The organism is Legionella bozemanae (genome assembly GCF_001648595.1).
Lineage (GTDB): Bacteria > Pseudomonadota > Gammaproteobacteria > Legionellales > Legionellaceae > Legionella > Legionella bozemanae.
Window position 1 is genome coordinate 171,903 of the sequence record NZ_LBAW01000005.1, and the last position, 20,693, is coordinate 192,595.

Sequence of the window (20,693 nt, forward strand, 5' to 3'; positions counted from 1 at the left end):
TCTTGATCTTAAAGCATAGAAAAGCGATTATTTTATCTTTTTATAATCACAGTTAGGAGCGCGTGTGGAACACGAAACCATGGAATTTGATGTAATCATCGTCGGTGCAGGTCCGGCGGGGTTATCTGCCGCGATTAAATTGAAACAGCTTGCTTTAGCTGCGCAAAAAGAATTATCCGTTTGTATTTTGGAAAAAGGAGCTCAAGTAGGAGCTCATATTCTCTCTGGAGCTGTTCTAGAGCCTAGAAGCCTTAAAGAGTTACTTCCTGATACCTGGCAAGAGGCGCCTCTTGATACAGCAGTAACCGAAGATCGTTTCTATTTTCTAACCTCAAAAAACGTCTATAAGCTCCCTACTCCAAAGCCCATGCATAATGAAGGAAATTATATTATTAGCTTGGGTGAGCTTTGCATGTTTCTTGCACAACAGGCTGAGTCCCTAGGCTGTGAAATCTATCCTGGTTTTGCTGCAGCTCAAGTCCTTTATAACGATCACAATCAAGTCATCGGTGTTGCAACTGGGAGTGTAGGCCTCGACAAAAATAAAGAAAAAACAAATAATTATCAACCTGGTATGCATCTTCTTGCCAAACAGACTTTATTTGCCGAAGGATGTCGCGGCCAACTTAGTCAGAGTCTGATGGCACATTACCACTTAAGGGATAAAGCGAATCCACAAACTTATGGGCTAGGAATAAAAGAAATATGGCAAGTCAAGGAAGAACAACATAAGCCTGGGCTAGTTATCCATACCGTAGGCTGGCCAATGGATCACATAACCTATGGTGGTTCATTTATATATCATCTGTCAAAACAACGCGTTGCTATTGGTTTTGTAGTCGGTCTAGATTATAAAAATCCATGGTTAAATCCTTTTGCAGAATTCCAGCGCTTTAAAACACACCCACTAGTTCAACCTGTTTTAACCGGAGGCGAACGAATCAGTTATGGTGCTCGAGCCCTTAATGAAGGGGGATGGCAATCCTTACCAAAACTCACTTTTCCAGGTGGTGCACTGATTGGTGATGCAGCAGGTTTTCTTAACGTGCCTAAAATCAAAGGAATACACATGGCAATGCAGTCAGGTATGCTTGCAGCAGAAGCATGTTTTGACGCGTTGCAACAAGAAAACCCGGCTCCATTTGAATTAACGGGATATCCAGAAAAAATCAAAAATTCCTGCCTGGAAAAAGAGCTCTATACGGTACGCAATATCAGGCCAGGATTTAAATACGGCCTACTTCCAGGCTTAATCAATGCAGCTTTTGAAACATACATTACACGCGGACACTCTCCATGGACATTAACCAATCATGCTGACCACGATACTTTAATTCCAGCAAATAAAGCAAAGAAAATAGATTATCCTAAACCCGATGGAGTTCTTACTTTTGATAGACTTTCATCTGTTTTTTTATCAAATACCTATCATGAGGAAAATCAACCCTGTCATCTCGTATTGAAAAAACCTCAACTGGCAATAGATGTCAATTTAAAAACTTATGCATTCCCAGAGGGTCGATATTGTCCTGCAGGCGTATATGAAATAATTGAAGAAGAAAGAGGACCTAGATTGCAAATTAATGCCCAAAACTGCATCCACTGTAAAACCTGCGACATCAAAGATCCTCGACAAAATATAGTGTGGCATGCACCAGAGGGAGGTGGTGGACCAAATTATTCTGGAATGTAAGCTGGAGCAAGTATAAAACTCATAACATTCATGAATGAAACGGAGCACCTCTGAATGAATTAATGTATGCTCTGTTTCACCCAACTTAATGAGCATTTTCCACCTAAGAATGTAGATTAAATTGAATTAGCAGGAATCTCTCTTTAAGGTGACAATCGTTGCAAATGCCATTCATTATTCTGTCTAACATATTCCCACACATCGGATAGCTCATCCTGTCGGTATGAATAGAATATCATGTGCTCAGGTTGGATACGGAAACCACAATATTCAGGGCTTATAGGAATTGGTTTATTTACAAATGAATCTTCAATTTTTTGGCGTTTTTCCTCAAGAATTTCTTTACTCTCAATCACTTGCATTGACGTAGGCGCATAACTTAAAAACCGAATTTGCGCCCATTGAGGATAGCTGTCCCAATAGTTTTGATTCTCAGCATGATTTAAAAATAAAGCGTTACCTTCAATAATTACTTCTCGTTGTAACAGTTCCAGCCAAAATACAAGACTTACCTGGGAATTATTTGTTAATTCACTTACTTTGCGAGTACCTTTTTGAGTAAAAAATAAAACCCCCTCATCTGAAATTTCACGAATAGCGACAACACGGCCATGCGGCGCACCATCTAATGAAATGGATGATAAAACTGCGTGATTCGGGTTAGGTGCCCCACTCTTCTGCTCACGTTCCAACCAAAGACTTAGTTCAATAATAGGATTTTTTTGCATTCCCTTTTCCTTGATTTAAAAATTGAAGAATTAATTGTACCTGAAGTTCCGTTGCGTACTCACCATTGAGAATAAAATCTGCGTTTTTCTTCAGCTGCTCATCAAAAAATAAAGGCCTCGATTCGTCTAAGTAAAACTTCAACTCTTCCAAAAGCTCTTTTTTTTCTCCTTTTTCCTCTTTAAAATCACGTAATATCCTCCTACATAGGGAAATATCTAAGGGAACTTTAATATGGATACATAAATCAATATATTGCCCTGTCTGCTGATGCAACCGCCCTAAAGGTGCGTCAAAAATAATAAACTCAGTTGGTATTAAAACATCCTGTGTTATCGGATGTACTATTGAATGTCCTGACTTAAACACCTGCAGTATTTTAGCAAGCTCACTGTAATTCCACTCACGATAATCTTGTCCACATTGATACCAAGCTACGTAGTCTTCTGGAGCGATGGATATTTCATCAAATTCATCCCAACTAATTAGCACAGCACTTAACTCCTTTGCAAGAGTTGCAGCAAGCGTTGACTTTCCAGCACCTGATACCCCGCTAATGCCTAGTATTGTTGCCATAAGATACTCCATTAGCTTCGAATGACTATTAAAATGGACTCACTTATTATATTCTAAATTTTAGGTTGGTTTAGCATACAGGACGTAAAAACATTTAACTACTCTATAGAGGATGGCAAATATGTTTAACTCGTTCCACTTACAAGGCGTAGCTGCATTTAATAGAAGTGAATATGCACAAGCTAAAAAGCTATTTCTCCAAGCGATTGCCCAAAATCCTGAAGTTCCAGAAACCTACTTTTTTTAGGAAAGACCTGTTTTTTATCTGATGAAAAAAAGGAAGCTATTTTTTATTTAAATCAGTTTATTGAATTAACTAAGAATGTGAAAGAACAAGAAAACAGATCTCATGCTTTTGATCTTTTAGGACAATGCTATGCTGCTGACAATAAAAATGAAGTAGCAATCACATATTACTTTACTGCAATAGAAAATAACCTTAATTATGTTTCAGCGCGACACAATTTGGGGTTAAGTTATATGAATCTTGCTCGCGATTATCTCGAATCTCATTTAGAAAATTGTTTTACTTTACTCAAAAATGCACATATTGCACTCACTTCAGCTTTAAAAATATGCGCTGATAATCCAATGCTTCTACAAACAGCTGCCAGCTGGTATGAACAATATATTGATCTACTTAAAAAATTATCCAAAGAGAAAAAGGATCAAGAAGACATAAGCGTAAACTTTATGCGTGCTATTCACTATTACCGTGAAGCATTAGCACACTGTCAGAAAGAAGATATTGCATTGAAAAATATAATTATAGAAAATCTTACTGAGTGTTATGCCCAATTTGGACATCATCTGTACCAAAATGAAGAGTATAAAAAAGCACAGGAACTATATGGTTTAGTTCTTGAGGCGGATCAAAATCATATACCAGCACTCAATCAAATAGGTATGTGTTCATTCAAACAAGGGAGGTACATGGAGGCAAGAAAAAAGTTTACTACGATTCTTGAACGAACGAATGAGACACAAGAGCAAGCAGATGCTTGGTTAAATATAGCTTGTTGTTATCGATTTGAAAAAAATTGGGACCAAGCAGAGCAATCTCTCGGTGAGGCGAGGAAGTTAGCTCCTCATGACACGAGCATCGATGAGGAATCGGAGAAGCTGAGACTCGCGAAATCGCAAGCACTGCTTACAGAAACAAACCAAGCTTTTTTTGGTCTTAAAGCAAATAATAATTTCTCTTCATCCCAGAATACAGATAGCATGCAATTCAATTAGGATATCACCCTGGATGCGGCGGAGCGGGGCTCTGAAATTTATATGTATCAATGAACTCCAGGCATTTTTTCCACCCTAAGCGTTCATCTATAAGTTAATTCTTCTGAGCAAGCCAAACGGTTGCCCCTCCACAATTTGGATCGATTGTATTGTCATTAATCTTTATTAAAATTGAAATAGTGTAAATAGTATATGAGATAATTTAACACTGAGCTCTTGGTTCGATGACCGTACCCATGGTGATTTTTTGATACCTCTTAAATCTTATTTCATTCCCTCAACCGTTCCCAGTAAAGTTATTACCAGGCTGATGCTCTCTATCTTCCTCTTCTTGAAGAATTATTTCCTTAAGAGCAGATTTATAAAGAGCAGAATTATATTTTATTATAGAATCGGATAATTTTTTATCCTGAACAATTTCTACTTGATCAACCAACTTCTTAGAAATTAAAGACACAAAGAATTTCACAGTATCAGCCAAAGCGCGCCAGACTGAAGAAGAACTTCCCATTGCCTTATCTGAAAGGCTAATTAATTCTGCATTAATTTTTTCCATTTCTTGAACTTCACCTGCTTGCAACAGAGTAACACTGTTATGACACTGTGCAACAATATGAGTCAGCAGATCCAATTTTTTTGGTTCCATATTTTTCAATGCAGCTTCATCACTATGATTAACAATTGCATTAAGTCGTATTAATATTTTACCCATTGCATTTTGAAGGTCTGAGTTCGCATCCGTTTGTTTATTTAATGATTCTGCAAAGGCCATATAAAGATTTTGATACGCTTCAACTGCTGAATTCCTAAACGCTTCAGCTGGATTTATTTCTTCTATTTTTTTACCTTCAATAATCTTTTGTTTCAGATCAAGATAACAAACCAAACGCGCTTCGATCCCTGACGCATGCTCACATTCAGCTAATGAATCCAGAAACTGATCCATTAACTCTTGTTTTGCTTTTAATTGTTCTGGTTCACCAGCACACCATTGGAGTTCGCTAAACAGGTTTTTTTTAAGTCCTTTTTCTAAATAATTATTTTGTGGATCATTCATTATCCGTTGAAAACATTCCAATTTACGAATGTGTAAGTCAACTGCCTTATCTAAGAACCCATTAGGGCCCAAATATTGTTTATAGTATGTTACCAATTGTCTCCTAGCTTCTTCTTTATCCTCCTCATTATCGCCTTCAGTTATTGTTAAAATTTTAGCGGCTATGTCTGGAGCAACACCGGATAAACGAGCGACCATTAGATTTTTAACACGGTCAAACTCATGAAGAAGTATCGGTGTTTGACGAGGACTGATAATCACATGGTGGTCACGCTTAGAATCAGTATCTATTCCAACTTCCTCCGTAGCATCCTTATCGATTTTTTTCCTGGATTGATTAGGATCAAGAGTACCATCATAGATCGTCACAAAATCAAGGGTGCCACGTGCTGCATCACCTTCACGTTTTGGATCAGCGATTATTTCTTCACCAGTTTCTTGATCTCTTTTTATATGGCTATAAGTTTCATCTTTGCTGTACTTGGCTGCTGCCATGGAAAGAAGATGAAGTGCATGCAGTTCAGGATATTGTTCTGGTTTATCCCAAATCTTAGTTTCGACTTTATCCTTCTTATTAAATTTATTTCGGGTGTTTGCATCATAACCCGAAAGCAATAAATCAGGACAAGCATCAACAAGCTCATCCCAATCTGTAACATCTTTTACGGTTGCTCTGTAGAGATTCAGCCAGTCTTGGTTGCGTTTGAGTACATCCCCTGCATCTAAATGTCCTGTAACTGCTTGTACTTTAATACTTTCTTCGCTAATACCATTTTCCGGGTCTGCACTTCGTGTTACAGTAAAATTAGTAACCAAGCCTCCTTTATTATATCCTGCGCCACTTAGTCTACTGCTCGCCCGTCGTGCCTCTACTGGCTCACCCTTAACGTTTACATCCAAACCCGCCTTATGAATAACAAAGGTTGCCATGCCTGTCGTAGGGAGGATCTGCGTATCCAATTTAGTATGGGTTGCCATCTGGCTCAAGCATTTTACACTATAGCCTTCTGGAAGCATGTCTTTTAACTGCTTTTGCGTCTTTTCAAAGTGAGCTTCTTGGCAATTAATGACGAAAAAATCTGCATCGTCTTCACGAAACAACTGAATAATTGTGCTAGAGGCATCTTCACCAAGTGTGTCATTGCCACAATTTGCTGTAATGGATCGATAGTTAAAAGACATATAAAACTCTTCTTTATTGCTCGATCATATATATTAATATAGACCATAGCCAGTTAAGCAAAGCAAATTTGAAAAATCTATTTTCAATTAATAATTTTTTTATTCAAAAAGATAAATAGTTATAACATTGTATAATATTTAACACAAGATTGATATATTTTTATACAGAAATTCCAGGTAATGGAATATTTGCCTCTGTAGGTAAACTCCTACTCTGAGCAACAATTACTGCATCAAATATTTGTTCCACATCGCCTTTTTCAGACCAAAAACTTTGAAATGCTAAAGGATATTTTACCAATATTTCTTTTTTAGAAATTTTTTGAGAGTTTTCTATTACGCTTAATAATGTGGTTAATAAAGAAATTTTATCTTTTATTTTCTCATCTTGCAGGTCGGCTTTTTGCCCTAATATGTGTAATTTGTACTGAATAAGCCCTACTAAATACGGCTTGATCGTATCTGTAGCCATCGTTCGAATTACTGCACTGTAATCACAGCATGTAAATATCTTATGATACGTATGATATTTTGGTTCTTTTTCCTTCAAATTTTTAAATTTTAAAATCGCTTCCTGATGTGCAATTGCATCCTGAGTAACATTGGGTTTACTCAAATGAAGCCATCCTTTAATTGTTCGTTTTAAAGTATGAGGAGCCACACGCCACAATATGTCAAGCCCAGTAAATAAAACCGCAGTCAGTGCAAATAGAGTACCCACTGCAGGAGCAATAGGAAAAAGCAGAGTAAGAACAACCGCCCCTAAGGCAGAGGCTAAAAGAGTCATAGCAAACAAATTACCCAATACTGCCTGGATGTAATGCATGCGTTGAATACTATTTGGAGGAGATGCAAAGACTCTATATAAATTGAGCCCAAACATGACCAACTGATGGCCCAATGCCCCAATTAAGCTGCTGGTAAAAAACCAAGGACCTGCAGCAAAACTATAACCTAAGGCCATTGATATTGCTGCACCATAGAGTGATATACTCGCTAAAACCGCACAAACTGCAGACGAAGCAAAAAGAAACCATCGATCAAAATTGCGATTACTGGCTTTTGCAAGGCGATAGCCATTTATTAAAGCATTTACAGTCAGTAAGAAACCAATAAAAGGTAACATAATATAAAACAAAGGGGATGTACGAAATATTGCAGATAATCTTGCATCAGCCAGGGTAACAAATAATGCGATTTCCTGGGTCTCTCTAATGTATGTGATTGCCCTCTGGAAGTGAGTAACAAACATAAGCCACCTGATAAATTATTATTATTCCCTATTTTTCCTTGTTGTTTATTTTCTTTATGCTTAGGAGCAGTGTTCAATAAACATAACCTGGTTGTAGAGAGTCATAAGAAGAGCGATTGTGATGGTCACAAAAACTCGAGTTATAACATCTTCAACTACCAGGCTATAAAAAATGTTCTTACTTACTGGATTATTTATTGTCGTAAATGAGGGAACAAAATAACATCCCGGATTGACTGAGAATTGGTAAATAGCATGACCAACCGATCAATACCTATACCTTCTCCTGCCGTGGGAGGCAATCCATATTCCAGTGCTTCGATATAATCACTATCAAAATGCATGGCCTCTAGATCTCCTGCATCTTTTTCTTCAACTTGCTTACGAAAACGCTCTGCCTGATCTTCGGCATCATTTAATTCAGAAAATCCATTAGCAATTTCCCGACCGGCAATAAAAAATTCAAAACGATCAGTTACTTCTATGTCATTATCACTACGTCGTGCCAAAGGTGATATTTCAGTAGGATAACCCGTAATAAAAGTAGGTTGGAATAATTGATGCTCAACAGTTTCTTCAAACAATATGATTTGTAACTTGCCTAAACCATCAGTTTCTTTAAAAGGAAATCCTTTTTTCTGCAATATTGCACGACAACTCACTACACTTTCGAGCTCTTTGACATTAATTTCTGGATGATAATGTAAAATTGCTTCTTTCACCGTCATACGGGTAAATGGTTTGTCAAAGTCAATGATTTGACCTTGGTATTCCACCTGGCGTTTTTTCAAAACAGTATCACAGAGATAGCACAGTAATTCCTCGGTAAAATTCATCAAATCCTTATAATCCGCATAAGCTTGATAAAACTCGACCATAGTAAATTCTGGATTATGGCGTGTTGAAATCCCTTCATTACGGAAATTACGGTTAATTTCATAAACACGCTCAAATCCACCCACAACAAGCCGTTTCAAATAAAGCTCTGGTGCGATGCGCAAATACATAGTCATATCCAGAGTATGATGATGCGTAACAAAAGGACGAGCCATAGCACCACCTGGAATTGGATGCATCATAGGCGTTTCTACTTCTAGAAAAGAATGTTGATCCATAAATTGTCTAAACGCTTGAATTAATCGCGAACGTATTAAAAAGGTATGGCGGCTTTCATCATTGGCAATTAAATCCACATAGCGTTTACGGTATTTTACTTCTTGATCCGCTAAACCATGAAATTTATCAGGTAAAGGTCGCAGTGACTTAGTTAATAATTCGATATATTCTGCATTTACTGTAAGCTCACCCGTATTTGTTTTAAACAGCTCGCCGTTAACCCCAACAATATCGCCTAAATCCCAATGCTTAAACTCTTCATACTGCTCAGGAAGATCGTTAGCTCGGATATACACTTGAATCCGTCCAGAAACATCTTGAATATGAAAAAAGCTGGCCTTACCCATAATACGTCTCAAGACGATGCGGCCGGCTACACTAACCTTAACATGCTGCTGTGCTAAAGCTTCCTTATCAAATGAATCATACTCTTTTATGATTTCCCAAGCTAAATGTTCACGACGAAACTGATTTGGGAAATTAAACCCTTTTGTACGTAATTCAGCCAATTTTTGTTTACGAATAGAATAAACTTCACTTTCATCAATATGTTCAATTTGTTCTTCACTCATGCTGCCCTACTCCTGCCTTTAAACTGGCTTCAATAAACTGATCCAATGCCCCGTCCAATACTGCTTGTGTATTGCTCGTTTCAACACCGGTGCGTAGATCTTTAATACGAGATTGATCCAATACGTATGAACGAATTTGAGATCCCCAACCTATATCTGATTTACTGGCTTCCAATGCTTGCTGCTCTGCATTTTTCTTTTGCATTTCCAATTCATATAACTTGGCACGCAACTGCTTCATTGCCTGATCTCTATTGCGATGCTGGCTTCGATCATTCTGGCATTGTACTACAATCCCGCTTGGTGCATGAGTAATACGTACTGCGGAATCAGTTCGGTTAACATGCTGCCCTCCAGCTCCGGACGCTCGGTATGTATCAATACGCAAATCAGCCGGATTAATTTCTATATCTATATCATCATCAATTTCAGGGGAAACAAATACTGCTGCAAAAGAGGTATGTCGTCTATTTCCTGAATCAAAAGGGGATTTTCGTACTAACCGATGTACTCCGCTTTCAGTACGCAGCCATCCAAAAGCATACTCACCTTTAAAGTAAATAGTAGCACTTTTAATGCCAGCAACCTCGCCCGGGGAGCATTCAATTAACTCCGTCTCAAACCCATGCTGCTCCCCCCAACGCAAATACATGCGTAACAACATTTCCGCCCAATCCTGTGCCTCCGTACCTCCCGAACCCGACTGAATATCTAAATAAGCATTCGAGTCGTCCATTTTTCCGGAAAACATGCGGCGAAACTCTAAATCAGCAACCTTTTGTTCAATGGGGCGTAATTCTTCGCCAATTTCATTAATTGTTTGCTCATCGCCTTCTTCGCGTGCAATCTCAAACAATTCATTTAAATCAGTAATGGACTGACCTAATTGAGTCAAAGTTGAAACAACTGCTTCTAACTGTGTTCTTTCACGTCCTAATGCCTGAGCAATTTCTGGATTATTCCAAACTGTTGATGATTCCAGCTCTCGAACAACCTCCTCCAAACGCTCACTTTTAGCATCAAAGTCAAAGATACCCCCTAAGCGCTTCTACTCGCTTATCAAGCTCCACCAGATTAAGATTAATTTGGTTTACTTCTAACATAAGTGTCTCTTAAAAAATAGTAGTCGTGTCAATGCCCTTATCATGATGTAGCCTAGGTATAACAAAGCGCGACCCGGGAATATTGGTTTCCCAACCCCCAGGTTACGGCTTCGCCTGCACTCAGGCTACAGATAATTCGCATAACATAGTAAAAATAAGCTTGCGATTTTACCGTGAAAGTAGGCAAAAAAACAGCTATGAAGTCTTCATTGCGGTCCGATAGGCTTGCAAATTCATTAATAAATCTGCTTCTGCGAGAGATAAATGGCAACTTTCTACAATTTCATCGCGATTACCACCCATTTCCAAAATACGCAAAGCATGACGATATCCGCCATCATTATCTCGTTTATTTTCCAAATCCTGAATTTGATTATCCATACTAATTAGTTGATTATTAATTTCCTTTAACTGCTTGGAGAATAATAAATCAGCATGAATCAACACAGGATGATCTTTTGTGATTTGATCAATTAATTTTTGCTGTGTATTCAATTCCTCTCGAAAACTGATTAGTTTTTTCCGTTGATTCAATAAGTAATTCACTATAAATAAAAAAATAACCACATTGACGCTTAAAAGAAAAGTTATCATTTTTTATTTTTACCCCCAATGATTACACTGTGATCTTGTTCGCTTATCGCAGGGTTTAAAAGTCGAGGAACATTTCGATTCAAAGCAATGATAATAGTCACCCTACGATTTGCAGCTCTCCCTAGTTCTGTAACATTATCTGCAACTGGATATTGTTCACCATAACCTGTTACGAAAATACGATCTGTTGCTATCCCAAATGAATTTAAAGTACGCCCAACAACTGCTGCACGCATCGCAGAAAGCTCCCAGTTTGATGGAAATTGTGGCGTTTCTATAGGAACATTATCTGTATACCCTTCTACTGCGACGATAGAAGATGATTTTTTAAGTTTAGCGGCTAATTGCATTAATTTAACAAAAGCTTCTGGTTTTAAATCTGCATCACCTGAATCAAATAAAGCTCCTGATTTAATATCCAACTCCACCCAACCTTCCTGTCGGTTGATCTTATAGTTACCATCTTGCAATTCTATGAGTGCTTGATTTAACTCATCAAGCCCATCATGAAAAGGCCCTTGAAATGGCGTGGTTTGTGGCCCATCCTTCATACTTTTTGTTGATTTAAGGGCCCGTGCTTCATCTTTTTTATTAAAAGCTGATTTCATCCCTTCTGACAGTGATTTGTACTTTGAGATATTGACGGAAGAAATAGCATACATTACTACAAAAAATGCAAATAACAAGGTAATGAAATCTGCATATGAGACGACCCAACGATGATGATCATTATTCTGTTCATTTCTTTTTTTTCTTTTTTTCATCTTTCTTTTGCTGACCAAAATTATTGAGTTTTAACATCAAAACTCCTGGGCTTTCCCCAGAAGCAATAGTGACTATGCCTTCTACAATCATTTCGTCATAATGCACCTGACGAGCAATACAGCTTTTTAATTTATTTGCCACGGGTAAAAAAATAAGATTAGCCATTCCCACTCCGTAAATCGTCGCTACGAAAGCTACCGCAATACCTAATCCCAATTCATTCGGTTCGGATAAATGACGCATCACTTGAATCAATCCTAACACTGCACCCAAAATCCCTATGGTTGGACTGTATCCCCCCATACTTTCAAATACTTGTGCTGCATGGATATCATGAGTTTCTACGCGCTCTATCTCGTCTTCTAAAACTTTTCTTATAGTGAGTTTATCTACGCCAATAACCAACAACTCCAAGCCTTTATTGATAAGTGGATTTTTCTCAACCTCTAAGTGTTCTTCTAGAGAAAGCAACCCCAATTGACGTGCTTTTCGTGCCAAATCAAACATTTTGTTGCGGCAAGGTTCAAAATCAAGTTTAGGGGGAGTAATAACCCAAGGCAAAATTTTAAATGCTCTTTTAAAGGTATTTAGTGGCGTTTGCACCATAACAGCTCCAATTGTTCCTCCGAGCACAATCAACAATGCAGACAAATTCATTAGGGACTGTATGCTTCCACCTTCAAAAATTTGGCCAAGTGTAATCGCTAAAAAACTAGTGAATATCCCTATTAAAGTTAAAGCATCCATTCTTTCTATTCCGGTAAGCGTGATTTAATTCGATGTATTGCCTGACTAAGAATCTGTGAAACGCGTGATTCGCTAACGCCAATAACCTCCCCGATTTCTTTTAAATTCAAATCCTGTTCGTAATATAAAGAAAGTACCATTCGTTCTTTCTGAGGCAATCCACGAATTACCTCGGATAAACGACGCATCAAATCACTATGTAATACATTGACATGTGGTTCAGTAGAGGTATATCCCTCTTCAACCTGCAAGGCATCATCAGTAACGCCCAAATCTTCAAAACCATACAAATGACTACTCACGGAGTCTTGCAACATTTCATGGTATTCAGCAATCGATATTTCAAGTTCAGCTGCAATTTCAGAATCCTTAGCTTCCCTTCCTAACCGATTTTCGACATTTTTAACCGCTTCTGAAATCATTCTTCCATTGCGATGTACTGAGCGAGGCACCCAATCATTACGTCTTACTTCATCAAGCATGTACCCTCTAATGCGGATTCCCGCATAAGTTTCAAATGAAGCACCTTTGGAAGAATCATAATGTCGTGTTGCTTCCAGTAATCCGAGCATTCCTGCTTGTATTAAGTCATCCAGTTGTACGCTTTGCGGCAAACGACCTAATAAATGATGTGCTATGCGTTTAACCAACAAGGCATGAGTTTTTACCAGCGTTTCCTGAATTTGCTGGTTAACTTTGCTATAGGCAGCCAAAGCATCCACAATGATCTCCTTAAAATTCACCTGCTACTAAACGCTCTAAAAAGAAACTGGTATTACCACCCAATAAAGCGCTGGGAGGCCAATCAGATACTTCATCTGCTAACTGTCTAAGTGCTAAAGCAGCAGCAGAATCAGGATAAGCAATTAATACCGGCCTTTGCATTTTCACTGCCTTGTGTATGTGTTCATCAAAAGGTACTGCTCCTAAATAGTCTAGCTGAACCTCAAGAAATTGCTCAGAAACTTTGAATAATTTGTTAAATAATTCCCGTCCTTCTCTCTCATTCCGCACCATATTTGCCAAAATATGAAAACGTGTCCATTCATAACGCTTACTCATTACTTTAATTAAAGCATAGGCATCAGTTAATGAGGTGGGTTCATCACATACCACAACAATTAACTCTTGCGACGAACGAGTAAAACTTAACACAGTGTCAGAAATCCCAGCAGCAGTATCAATAATCATGTAGTCTAAATCATCAGTAAGCTCATTAAATGAATCGATGATTCCAGCAAGCTCAGGAGGAGAGAGTTGCGTCATATACTCTGTGCCAGAGGCGGCAGGAATGACAAGAATACCATTAGGCCCTGACATAATAATGTCACTTAAATGACAGATTCCCTGCATTACATGAGATAAATTATATTTAGTATGCAATCCCAACATGATATCAATATTTGCCAATCCTAAATCGGCATCAAGCAGCATCACTCTTTTATTAAGCTGAGCCAAAGCAACCGCCAAATTGACAGAAACGTTGCTCTTGCCTACACCGCCCTTTCCAGCAGAAACTGCAATTACTTTAATCGGCTTTGCCCGCGCCAGATTTCTCAAACCAGAAGCTTGATCGCGTATATTTTTATTCACTTTAGACATGATATTCTCTCCCAGCACTTTGCTGTGCTTTCCTAACATTGTCCGCCTGAAACAATTGTGTTTCCTGCTCTGCAAATAACTCAATTAGCTGATGGCGCGTGGCCATTTTAATGTCTTCAGGTACACGTTGTCCGTGCGTAAGATAGCTCACACCTAAACCCGACTCAATAAGAGCACTCAACGCACCGCCTACAGCCAATGATTCATCCAGCTTAGTCAAAATACACTGATCAATTTGATTTGCGTCATAACGTTTTATTGCATCAATTAGCACTTGATAATGACTTGTTGCGGGTAAAACCAAAACTTTGGAAATTGACAATAAATAAGTACCCAAGACATGCATTTGTTTTACAACTCGCTCATCCGCAGGATTCATTCCGGCAGTATCAATCAAAATTAATTTTTTGTCATTTAATTGCCGTAATACCCGCGCCAAAGAAACTTCATCCTGAGCAACACACACTTTAACCCCTAAAATTTTTCCATACATCATGAGTTGTTCTTGCGCCGCGATTCGATAGGTATCCATAGTAACCAGACCTAACTTATCCGCGCCAAATCTCAAGGTAAACCGTGCTGCAATTTTGGCCAATGTTGTCGTTTTTCCGACGCCAGTTGGACCAACAAAAGCATAAACCCCTCCTTCTTCTATTCTACGTGTATCACAAATGGTTAATTGATCTGCAATGCGATTCAATACAGCTTCCCAGCCTCTTTGTTGATTTAAATCAGAGCGCACAGAACATGCCCAGGTCGCGGCTGTAGTATGACTTACCCCCAGATACAGAAGTTTTTGTAATAAAATAGTGTGCAGAGGCTCATGGACACCAACATTTCCCCTTAACTGTGCTTCAAGCATACTTCTTAGTGTTTGAATCTCCTGGCGCATGTCATCAAGAGGTGTTTGCATTTGGAATTTATTAGCTTGACTCGTTGGCTCAGCACAAGATACTGCTGCTGAAGTTGACAGAATCGTTTCATCAAAATCAATCGCAGCAACGACTTCCACTCCACCGTCTATATGATGGCTGGACAAAATAACGGCATCGGCACCAAGTGTCTCTTTAATTTGTTTCATAGCGCTGCGTGTATCGGCCGCAACAAAACGTTTTAATTTCATAAAGCCTCCTGCTTATGAAGAAATTTGTCACTATTCACGCAATGCCTCTTTATAGAAATTGTAGCTTGCTTGCAGGAAAACTGAGAAGTTTAGCTCTAGGCTCTACATTCACACCTAGCTTGCTAAATCCACTGTGATACCCTCAGTTACTTCTATCCTACTGTACCTACTATTCTTATCTGCTTATTATCAGGAATCTCCTGATAAGACAAAACATGAAAGTCATGAGATATATTACGCACAAATCGTGCCAACACTGCGCGTATTCCCGGCTGTACTACCAACACGGAACTCTCCTGTTTCGCCTGCTGTTGCATTGCTAATTGTGTCAAAGAATGTTGTATTTTATCCGCCATTCCTGGCTCAAAGTTTACGCCCCCGGACCCGCTACTCTGAATAATGTTTTGCAATAATTGTTCCAATTCGGGTTTTAACGTAATAATTGGCAATTCCTCATGAACTCCACTGATTTTTTGAGTAATTAATCGAGATAAAGCGATACGAACCTGACTGATTAAATATTCTGTATCTTTGGATTTTGGCGCTAGCTCCGCCAAAGTTTCGACTATAGTACGAATATCCGTTAAAGGAATATGCTCCGCCAATAAGCCTTGTAACACTTTGCTAACCATTCCTAATGAAAGACCGTCAGGTACTAATTCTTTTACTAATTTGGGTGAACTTAATGCAAGTTTGTCTAAAAGCTGTTGCGTTTCTTCATAACCTAACAATTGCTGGCTGTTTTGTTCTAATATTTGGCTTAAATGCGTGGCAACAACAGTAGAAGCATCAACCACGGTGTATCCCAAAGTATGCGCTTGCTCTCTTTGACTTTCGTTGATCCAAACTGCCTCCATACCAAAAGCTGGATCATGTGTTTTCACTCCCTCTATTTCACCAAAAATCTGCCCAGGATTTATTGCCAGACAGCGATCAAGATGAATTGCTGCCTCCCCCATCACTACTCCTGCCAAACTGATACGATAATGGTTAGGTTTTAAATCCAAATTATCACGCACGTGTACAGATGGAATTAAAAAGCCCAGTTCTTGTGATATTTTCTTGCGTACCCCTTTAATACGAGAGAGCAAAACACCGCCTTGCGCCTGATCCACTAAAGGAATCAGGCGATACCCTACCTCAAGGCTAATCACATCAACTGGATTTACATCATCCCATGATAATTCTGTAGAAATATTTGGATTTTGAATAGCAAGGGATTCGTTTGCTTCATTGAGTTGTTCCTTACTTTTTTCTTTATTTTGTTGAAGAAACAAATAAGCAATTCCTCCCAAACCTGCAGAAAGTAAAATAAATGCAATATGGGGCATTCCAGGAATAATACCAATCAATCCCATGATAGCTGACGCAATAATTAATGAACGCGGATTAGCAAATAATTGGGAAATAACTGCATGTCCCATATTTTGCGCGCTGGAAACTCGAGTCACAATGATAGCAGCGGCAGTTGATAAAACTAAAGAAGGCACTTGCGCTACCAAACCATCACCAATAGTTAACAAAATATAATTATGTAATGCATCAGAAAAACTCATTCCATGCTGAAAAACCCCAATAATCAATCCACCAATAATGTTAACCGCCAAAATCAAAATTCCAGCAATTGCATCACCTCGAACAAATTTACTCGCACCATCCATTGAACCATAAAAATCTGCTTCCTGTGCCACCTCTAATCGACGCTTTATCGCCTGCTCCTGATTAATTAAACCTGCGTTCAGATCGGCATCGATCGCCATTTGTTTTCCAGGTAGAGAATCCAAAGTGAACCTTGCGCTTACTTCAGATACACGCCCAGCACCCTTAGTTACTACAACAAAATTTATGACTACTAAAATAATAAAAACAACCAAACCCACTGCATAGTTTCCACCAATTACTACTTCGCCAAATGCCTGGATCACATGTCCTGCAGCATCAGTACCTTTATAACCATTTAATAAAACAACACGAGTTGAAGCAACGTTTAATGTCAAACGTAATAAAGTTGCAAGTAATATAACTGTTGGGAATACAGCAAAATCTAAAGGCCTTTCGCTGTAAATCACTGCTAACAAAACTACAAGCGATAAAGCAATATTAAAAGTAAAAAGAACATCTAATAAAAATGGAGGCAGAGGCAACATCATCATGCCGAGCATGAGGATTAGCACCAGAGGTGTTCCTAAACCTTGACGCATCCAATATTGTACATAATGCAATGCTTTATTCATTAGTATCCTCCTCTGCTTCTCGTACTAACTCTTCCGGGATAGGGACATTCTGTAATACAACGGGTTTATAGTCATAACGTTCTTTATCGCGCAGTTGAAACACATAAGCTAAAACCTGGGCTACAGCGATATAAAGGCCTCTTGGTATTTCTGCATTTAATTTGGTAGAAAAATAAAGAGCGCGCGCCAAAGGGGGTACTGAGATAATAGGAATTTGATGCGATGTTGCAACTTTGCTAATTTGGAAAGCAATCAAATCCTTACCTTTTGCAACTACTATGGGCGCTTTATGACTCTTCTCCTTATAACTGATTGCTACAGCATAATGAGTAGGATTAGTTAACACCACGTTTGCTTTGGATATTTCATTCATCATACGCCGTCGCGAAATCTCTTGCTGAGCACGACGAATAGCACTTTTTATTTCGGGTTTACCTTCTAGCTCTTTGTATTCATCCCTTAGTTCTTGCATCGTCATTTTCATACTTTTTTGATGCTCATACAATTGAAAAGGAACATCAAAAGCAGCAATCAAAATCAAACTGGCAGAAATCAGCACAAAGCACTTCACCACAATCAGACTACCGCTGCCAATTGCTGTTTCAATAGGTGCATGGGCTAAACTGAGTAATACGGGAATTTGTGATTTAAGGACCACTATAGCGGCCACTGCTACGATAAGAAATTTAAAAAATGATTTGAACATTTCGACAAAACCTTTCAACGAAATCATTCGTTTCAATCCCTGAAACAAATTAAGTCGCGAAAATTTAGGCTGTAAAACTTGACTACTAAAAACCCATCCTCCCATAAGCAAAGGAGCTGTCAAAGTAATGAGAAAAATAACTACTAATAAAGGCACTAAGGACCAAAACCCCATTTTCACTAAAAAAAATAAATGCTCAACACTTACTTTGGGAGTAATGATAACTCGAGTATCAAATTCAAAAGCATGATGCATCATGGCTGCAAGCTGATTGGCTAATTGCTTGCCAAAAATAAGAAATCCCAATGCAGTAAAAAGTAGCGTTACTGTAGTATTGAAATCCCTTGAGCGTGCAACCTGACCTTTTTTACGAGCCTCTTTAAGTCGTTTGGCCGAGGGCTGTTCCGTTTTTTCTTGTGAATTTTCTTGCTCAGCCATCAGTGCAACATTCCTGTCATAAAACGCATTCCCTCTTTGATAAGCTCTGCCATTTGTATCGCAACACTAGGCAAACCCACCTTAATTACAACCATCCCCATAATTAACGTAATAGGGAATCCCAACGAAAAAATATTTAATTGTGGCGCTGCCCGGGACATAATTCCGAACGCAAGACTCACAATAAGCAAAGACAATAAAGCCGGGATTGAAATCAATACCGCTTGCTTGAACATCCATCCCGAAAATAAAATAACATTCCAGACCATAGATTGAGTCACAGAAAGCTGTCCTACAGGCATTATTCTGAAACTATCCAATAGCGTTTCAAAAACAGTTAAATGTCCATTAAGTGCCAAAAATATTAGCGTCATCATGATTGAATAAAGTTGGCTGACCAGTGGAACACTGGCTCGGCTTGCAGGATCCACCATCACTGCAAAACCAAGACCGGCTTGCATCGCAATAATTTGTCCCCCCAAAACAAAAACCTGAAAAACAAGCTGCAAAACAAAACCCATTAATAAACCAAAGAGTAATTCTTGGATGATATATGCCAAAAAAAGCCCATTGAAATTCAGAAATGAAAGCTCCTTAGGAACCATAAAGGCACAGACACAACTTAAAACAAAAAGTAAAATAATTTTAATACGATGGGGTAATAAAACAGATGAAAAAACAGGTAGGGTAAGCAATAAACCGCCAATACGCCCCATTGGCCAAATGACCTGGCTTATCATACGTATTATTGTTGGATAATCCAGTTTCATCTTGAGCTAACCTATTAAATAAGGAATATTGGTAATTAAAGAATCTGTGTAATTCACTATGATCTTAAGTAACCAGGGGCCTGCAAATACAAGCATCAAAAAAGTAATAAATAATTTGGGTATAAAACTTAGACTCGTTTCATTAATTTGGGTTGCCGCTTGAAACATGGAAACAATCACACCAATAATCAAACCAGGAAGAATGAGTACACTGATAAGCAACAGCATCAAATATACTCCTTCACTGAATATAGAAACCACTGACTCTGGAGTCATATTATTTCCCTATAAATTCGTAGCATTGATGAAATACGACCTTTAACTCATAGCAAAACTTGACGCAAGTGATCCCAAAACAAGTGTCCAGCCATCGACCATCACAAAGAGCATGATCTTAAAGGGTAATGAAATAATCAAAGGTGATAGCATCATCATCCCCATAGCCATCAGCACACTCGATACCACCATATCAATAATTAAAAAAGGTAAAAACAAAATAAAGCCTATCTGAAAAGCTGTTTTTAGTTCACTGGTAATAAATGCAGGAATTACCACACTCATTGGTACGTCATTAAGAGTCGCAGGATTGGTTTGAGCAAATTTTTCAAATAAGGATAAATCATTTTTACGTGTTTGATTTAACATAAATTGACGTAAAGGTACTTGTGCATTTGCCAAAGCTTGAGGAAATTTTATAGTCTCTGCGAGATAAGGTTGCACTGCAGTTTCATTAATTTTGTTAAAGACAGGAGACATCACAAAATAAGTCATAAACAAAGCAATACCAATTAGGATTTGATTCGTAGGAGTTTGTGCCATTCCTATGGCTTGGCGTAATATTGAAAGCACAATAATTATTCGCGTAAAAGCTGTCATTGCCATCAACATCCCTGGCAAAACAGTTAACAAAGTCATAAAAATCAAAATTTGTAGATTAACACTATAAGTTTGTTCCCCATTCGCGCCAGGTTGTACTGTTAACGCAGGTAATGATAAAGGTGCTGCGTGTAAAGCCAGTGGCACGAAACAAAATAAAATGAGGAGCAAAGTAGCCTTGGTGAAACGAAATGTAACCCATGATTTGGTGCGTCTCTCTTCCACTGTCTTTAAGCCAAGGAACTTTGTCATTCCCGTGCAAACGAGAATCCGTTTCTGAATTGGCATCAGTGTCCGATTCGAGTTAGATCCCCGCCGCGAG

Annotated in this window: 20 protein-coding genes; 3 read left to right on the forward strand and 17 right to left on the reverse strand. The window is 38.5% G+C overall.

The window, feature by feature from the left end:
• The first annotated feature begins 64 nt into the window (after positions 1-64).
• Positions 65-1,693 carry an electron transfer flavoprotein-ubiquinone oxidoreductase gene (locus A8O27_RS06335; protein WP_058459205.1) on the forward strand — a complete coding sequence of 543 codons (1,629 nt, stop codon included), beginning with the start codon at positions 65-67 and terminating at the stop codon, positions 1,691-1,693.
• Positions 1,694-1,836: 143 nt separating this feature from the next.
• Here A8O27_RS06335 and A8O27_RS06340 read toward each other — a convergent pair whose 3' ends face one another.
• Positions 1,837-2,421, reverse strand: coding sequence for a pyridoxine/pyridoxamine 5'-phosphate oxidase (locus tag A8O27_RS06340; RefSeq protein ID WP_058459204.1), 585 nt, complete (start codon positions 2,419-2,421; stop codon positions 1,837-1,839).
• Entirely contained in the window at positions 2,399-2,995 is a 597-nt protein-coding gene (locus A8O27_RS06345) for a nucleoside/nucleotide kinase family protein (protein WP_058459203.1), read from the reverse strand. Before A8O27_RS06345 ends, A8O27_RS06340 begins: the two co-directional genes overlap by 23 nt.
• 121 nt (positions 2,996-3,116) lie before the next feature.
• Here A8O27_RS06345 and A8O27_RS19320 point away from each other — a divergent pair, with 121 nt between their 5' ends.
• Positions 3,117-3,242, forward strand: a complete 126-nt coding sequence (locus A8O27_RS19320) for a hypothetical protein (protein ID WP_259293084.1) — start codon at positions 3,117-3,119, stop codon at positions 3,240-3,242.
• A gap of 77 nt (positions 3,243-3,319) precedes the next feature.
• On the forward strand, positions 3,320-4,234 hold the full coding sequence (locus tag A8O27_RS06350; protein WP_058459202.1) for a tetratricopeptide repeat protein: 915 nt from the start codon (positions 3,320-3,322) through the stop codon (positions 4,232-4,234).
• Between the two features lie 277 nt (positions 4,235-4,511).
• On the opposite strand, the gene A8O27_RS06355 is transcribed toward A8O27_RS06350, so the two are convergent.
• The 15 genes from A8O27_RS06355 to fliP form a co-directional block, all read right to left on the reverse strand.
• Entirely contained in the window at positions 4,512-6,473 is a 1,962-nt protein-coding gene (locus A8O27_RS06355) for an exonuclease/endonuclease/phosphatase family protein (RefSeq protein WP_058459201.1), read from the reverse strand.
• 160 nt (positions 6,474-6,633) lie between these two features.
• On the reverse strand, positions 6,634-7,725 hold the full coding sequence (locus A8O27_RS06360) for a hypothetical protein (RefSeq protein ID WP_058459200.1): 1,092 nt from the start codon (positions 7,723-7,725) through the stop codon (positions 6,634-6,636).
• 194 nt (positions 7,726-7,919) lie between these two features.
• Positions 7,920-9,413, reverse strand: coding sequence for a lysine--tRNA ligase (gene lysS / locus A8O27_RS06365; RefSeq protein ID WP_058459199.1), 1,494 nt, complete (start codon positions 9,411-9,413; stop codon positions 7,920-7,922).
• A protein-coding gene (gene prfB, locus A8O27_RS06370) for a peptide chain release factor 2 (protein WP_115684292.1) occupies positions 9,406-10,516 on the reverse strand; the annotation gives its coding sequence in 2 pieces (ribosomal slippage) (positions 9,406-10,440 and positions 10,442-10,516; 1,110 coding nt in all). Before prfB ends, lysS begins: the two co-directional genes overlap by 8 nt.
• A gap of 195 nt (positions 10,517-10,711) precedes the next feature.
• On the reverse strand, positions 10,712-11,110 hold the full coding sequence (locus tag A8O27_RS06375) for a DUF2802 domain-containing protein (RefSeq protein ID WP_058459198.1): 399 nt from the start codon (positions 11,108-11,110) through the stop codon (positions 10,712-10,714).
• Entirely contained in the window at positions 11,107-11,874 is a 768-nt protein-coding gene (locus tag A8O27_RS06380) for a flagellar motor protein MotB (RefSeq protein ID WP_058459197.1), read from the reverse strand. The genes A8O27_RS06375 and A8O27_RS06380 overlap by 4 nt, the downstream gene beginning before the upstream one ends.
• Positions 11,849-12,622: a flagellar motor protein gene (locus tag A8O27_RS06385; RefSeq protein ID WP_058459196.1), complete on the reverse strand. Its 774-nt coding sequence runs from the start codon at positions 12,620-12,622 to the stop codon at positions 11,849-11,851. Before A8O27_RS06385 ends, A8O27_RS06380 begins: the two co-directional genes overlap by 26 nt.
• Positions 12,623-12,627: 5 nt before the next feature.
• The gene (locus tag A8O27_RS06390; RefSeq protein ID WP_058459195.1) at positions 12,628-13,344 is read right to left on the reverse strand and encodes an RNA polymerase sigma factor FliA; all 717 of its coding nucleotides are present in this window, start codon (positions 13,342-13,344) and stop codon (positions 12,628-12,630) included.
• 10 nt (positions 13,345-13,354) lie between these two features.
• Positions 13,355-14,224 (reverse strand): MinD/ParA family protein, encoded by an 870-nt coding sequence (locus A8O27_RS06395; RefSeq protein ID WP_058459194.1) that lies wholly within the window; start codon positions 14,222-14,224, stop codon positions 13,355-13,357.
• Positions 14,217-15,347 carry a flagellar biosynthesis GTPase FlhF gene (flhF, locus tag A8O27_RS06400; RefSeq protein ID WP_058459193.1) on the reverse strand — a complete coding sequence of 377 codons (1,131 nt, stop codon included), beginning with the start codon at positions 15,345-15,347 and terminating at the stop codon, positions 14,217-14,219. Before flhF ends, A8O27_RS06395 begins: the two co-directional genes overlap by 8 nt.
• A gap of 152 nt (positions 15,348-15,499) precedes the next feature.
• Positions 15,500-17,581, reverse strand: coding sequence for a flagellar biosynthesis protein FlhA (flhA, locus tag A8O27_RS06405; protein WP_058459192.1), 2,082 nt, complete (start codon positions 17,579-17,581; stop codon positions 15,500-15,502).
• Complete coding sequence (gene flhB / locus A8O27_RS06410) at positions 17,574-18,725, reverse strand: flagellar biosynthesis protein FlhB (RefSeq protein WP_058459191.1); 1,152 nt, start codon at positions 18,723-18,725, stop codon at positions 17,574-17,576. The genes flhA and flhB overlap by 8 nt, the downstream gene beginning before the upstream one ends.
• Positions 18,725-19,495, reverse strand: coding sequence for a flagellar biosynthetic protein FliR (gene fliR, locus A8O27_RS06415; protein WP_058459190.1), 771 nt, complete (start codon positions 19,493-19,495; stop codon positions 18,725-18,727). Before fliR ends, flhB begins: the two co-directional genes overlap by 1 nt.
• A gap of 6 nt (positions 19,496-19,501) precedes the next feature.
• A complete protein-coding gene (gene fliQ, locus A8O27_RS06420) occupies positions 19,502-19,771 on the reverse strand; it encodes a flagellar biosynthesis protein FliQ (RefSeq protein WP_058459189.1) in 270 nt (89 codons plus the stop codon).
• Between the two features lie 42 nt (positions 19,772-19,813).
• A complete protein-coding gene (gene fliP, locus A8O27_RS06425) occupies positions 19,814-20,623 on the reverse strand; it encodes a flagellar type III secretion system pore protein FliP (protein WP_235810501.1) in 810 nt (269 codons plus the stop codon).
• Between the last annotated feature and the right edge of the window lie 70 nt (positions 20,624-20,693).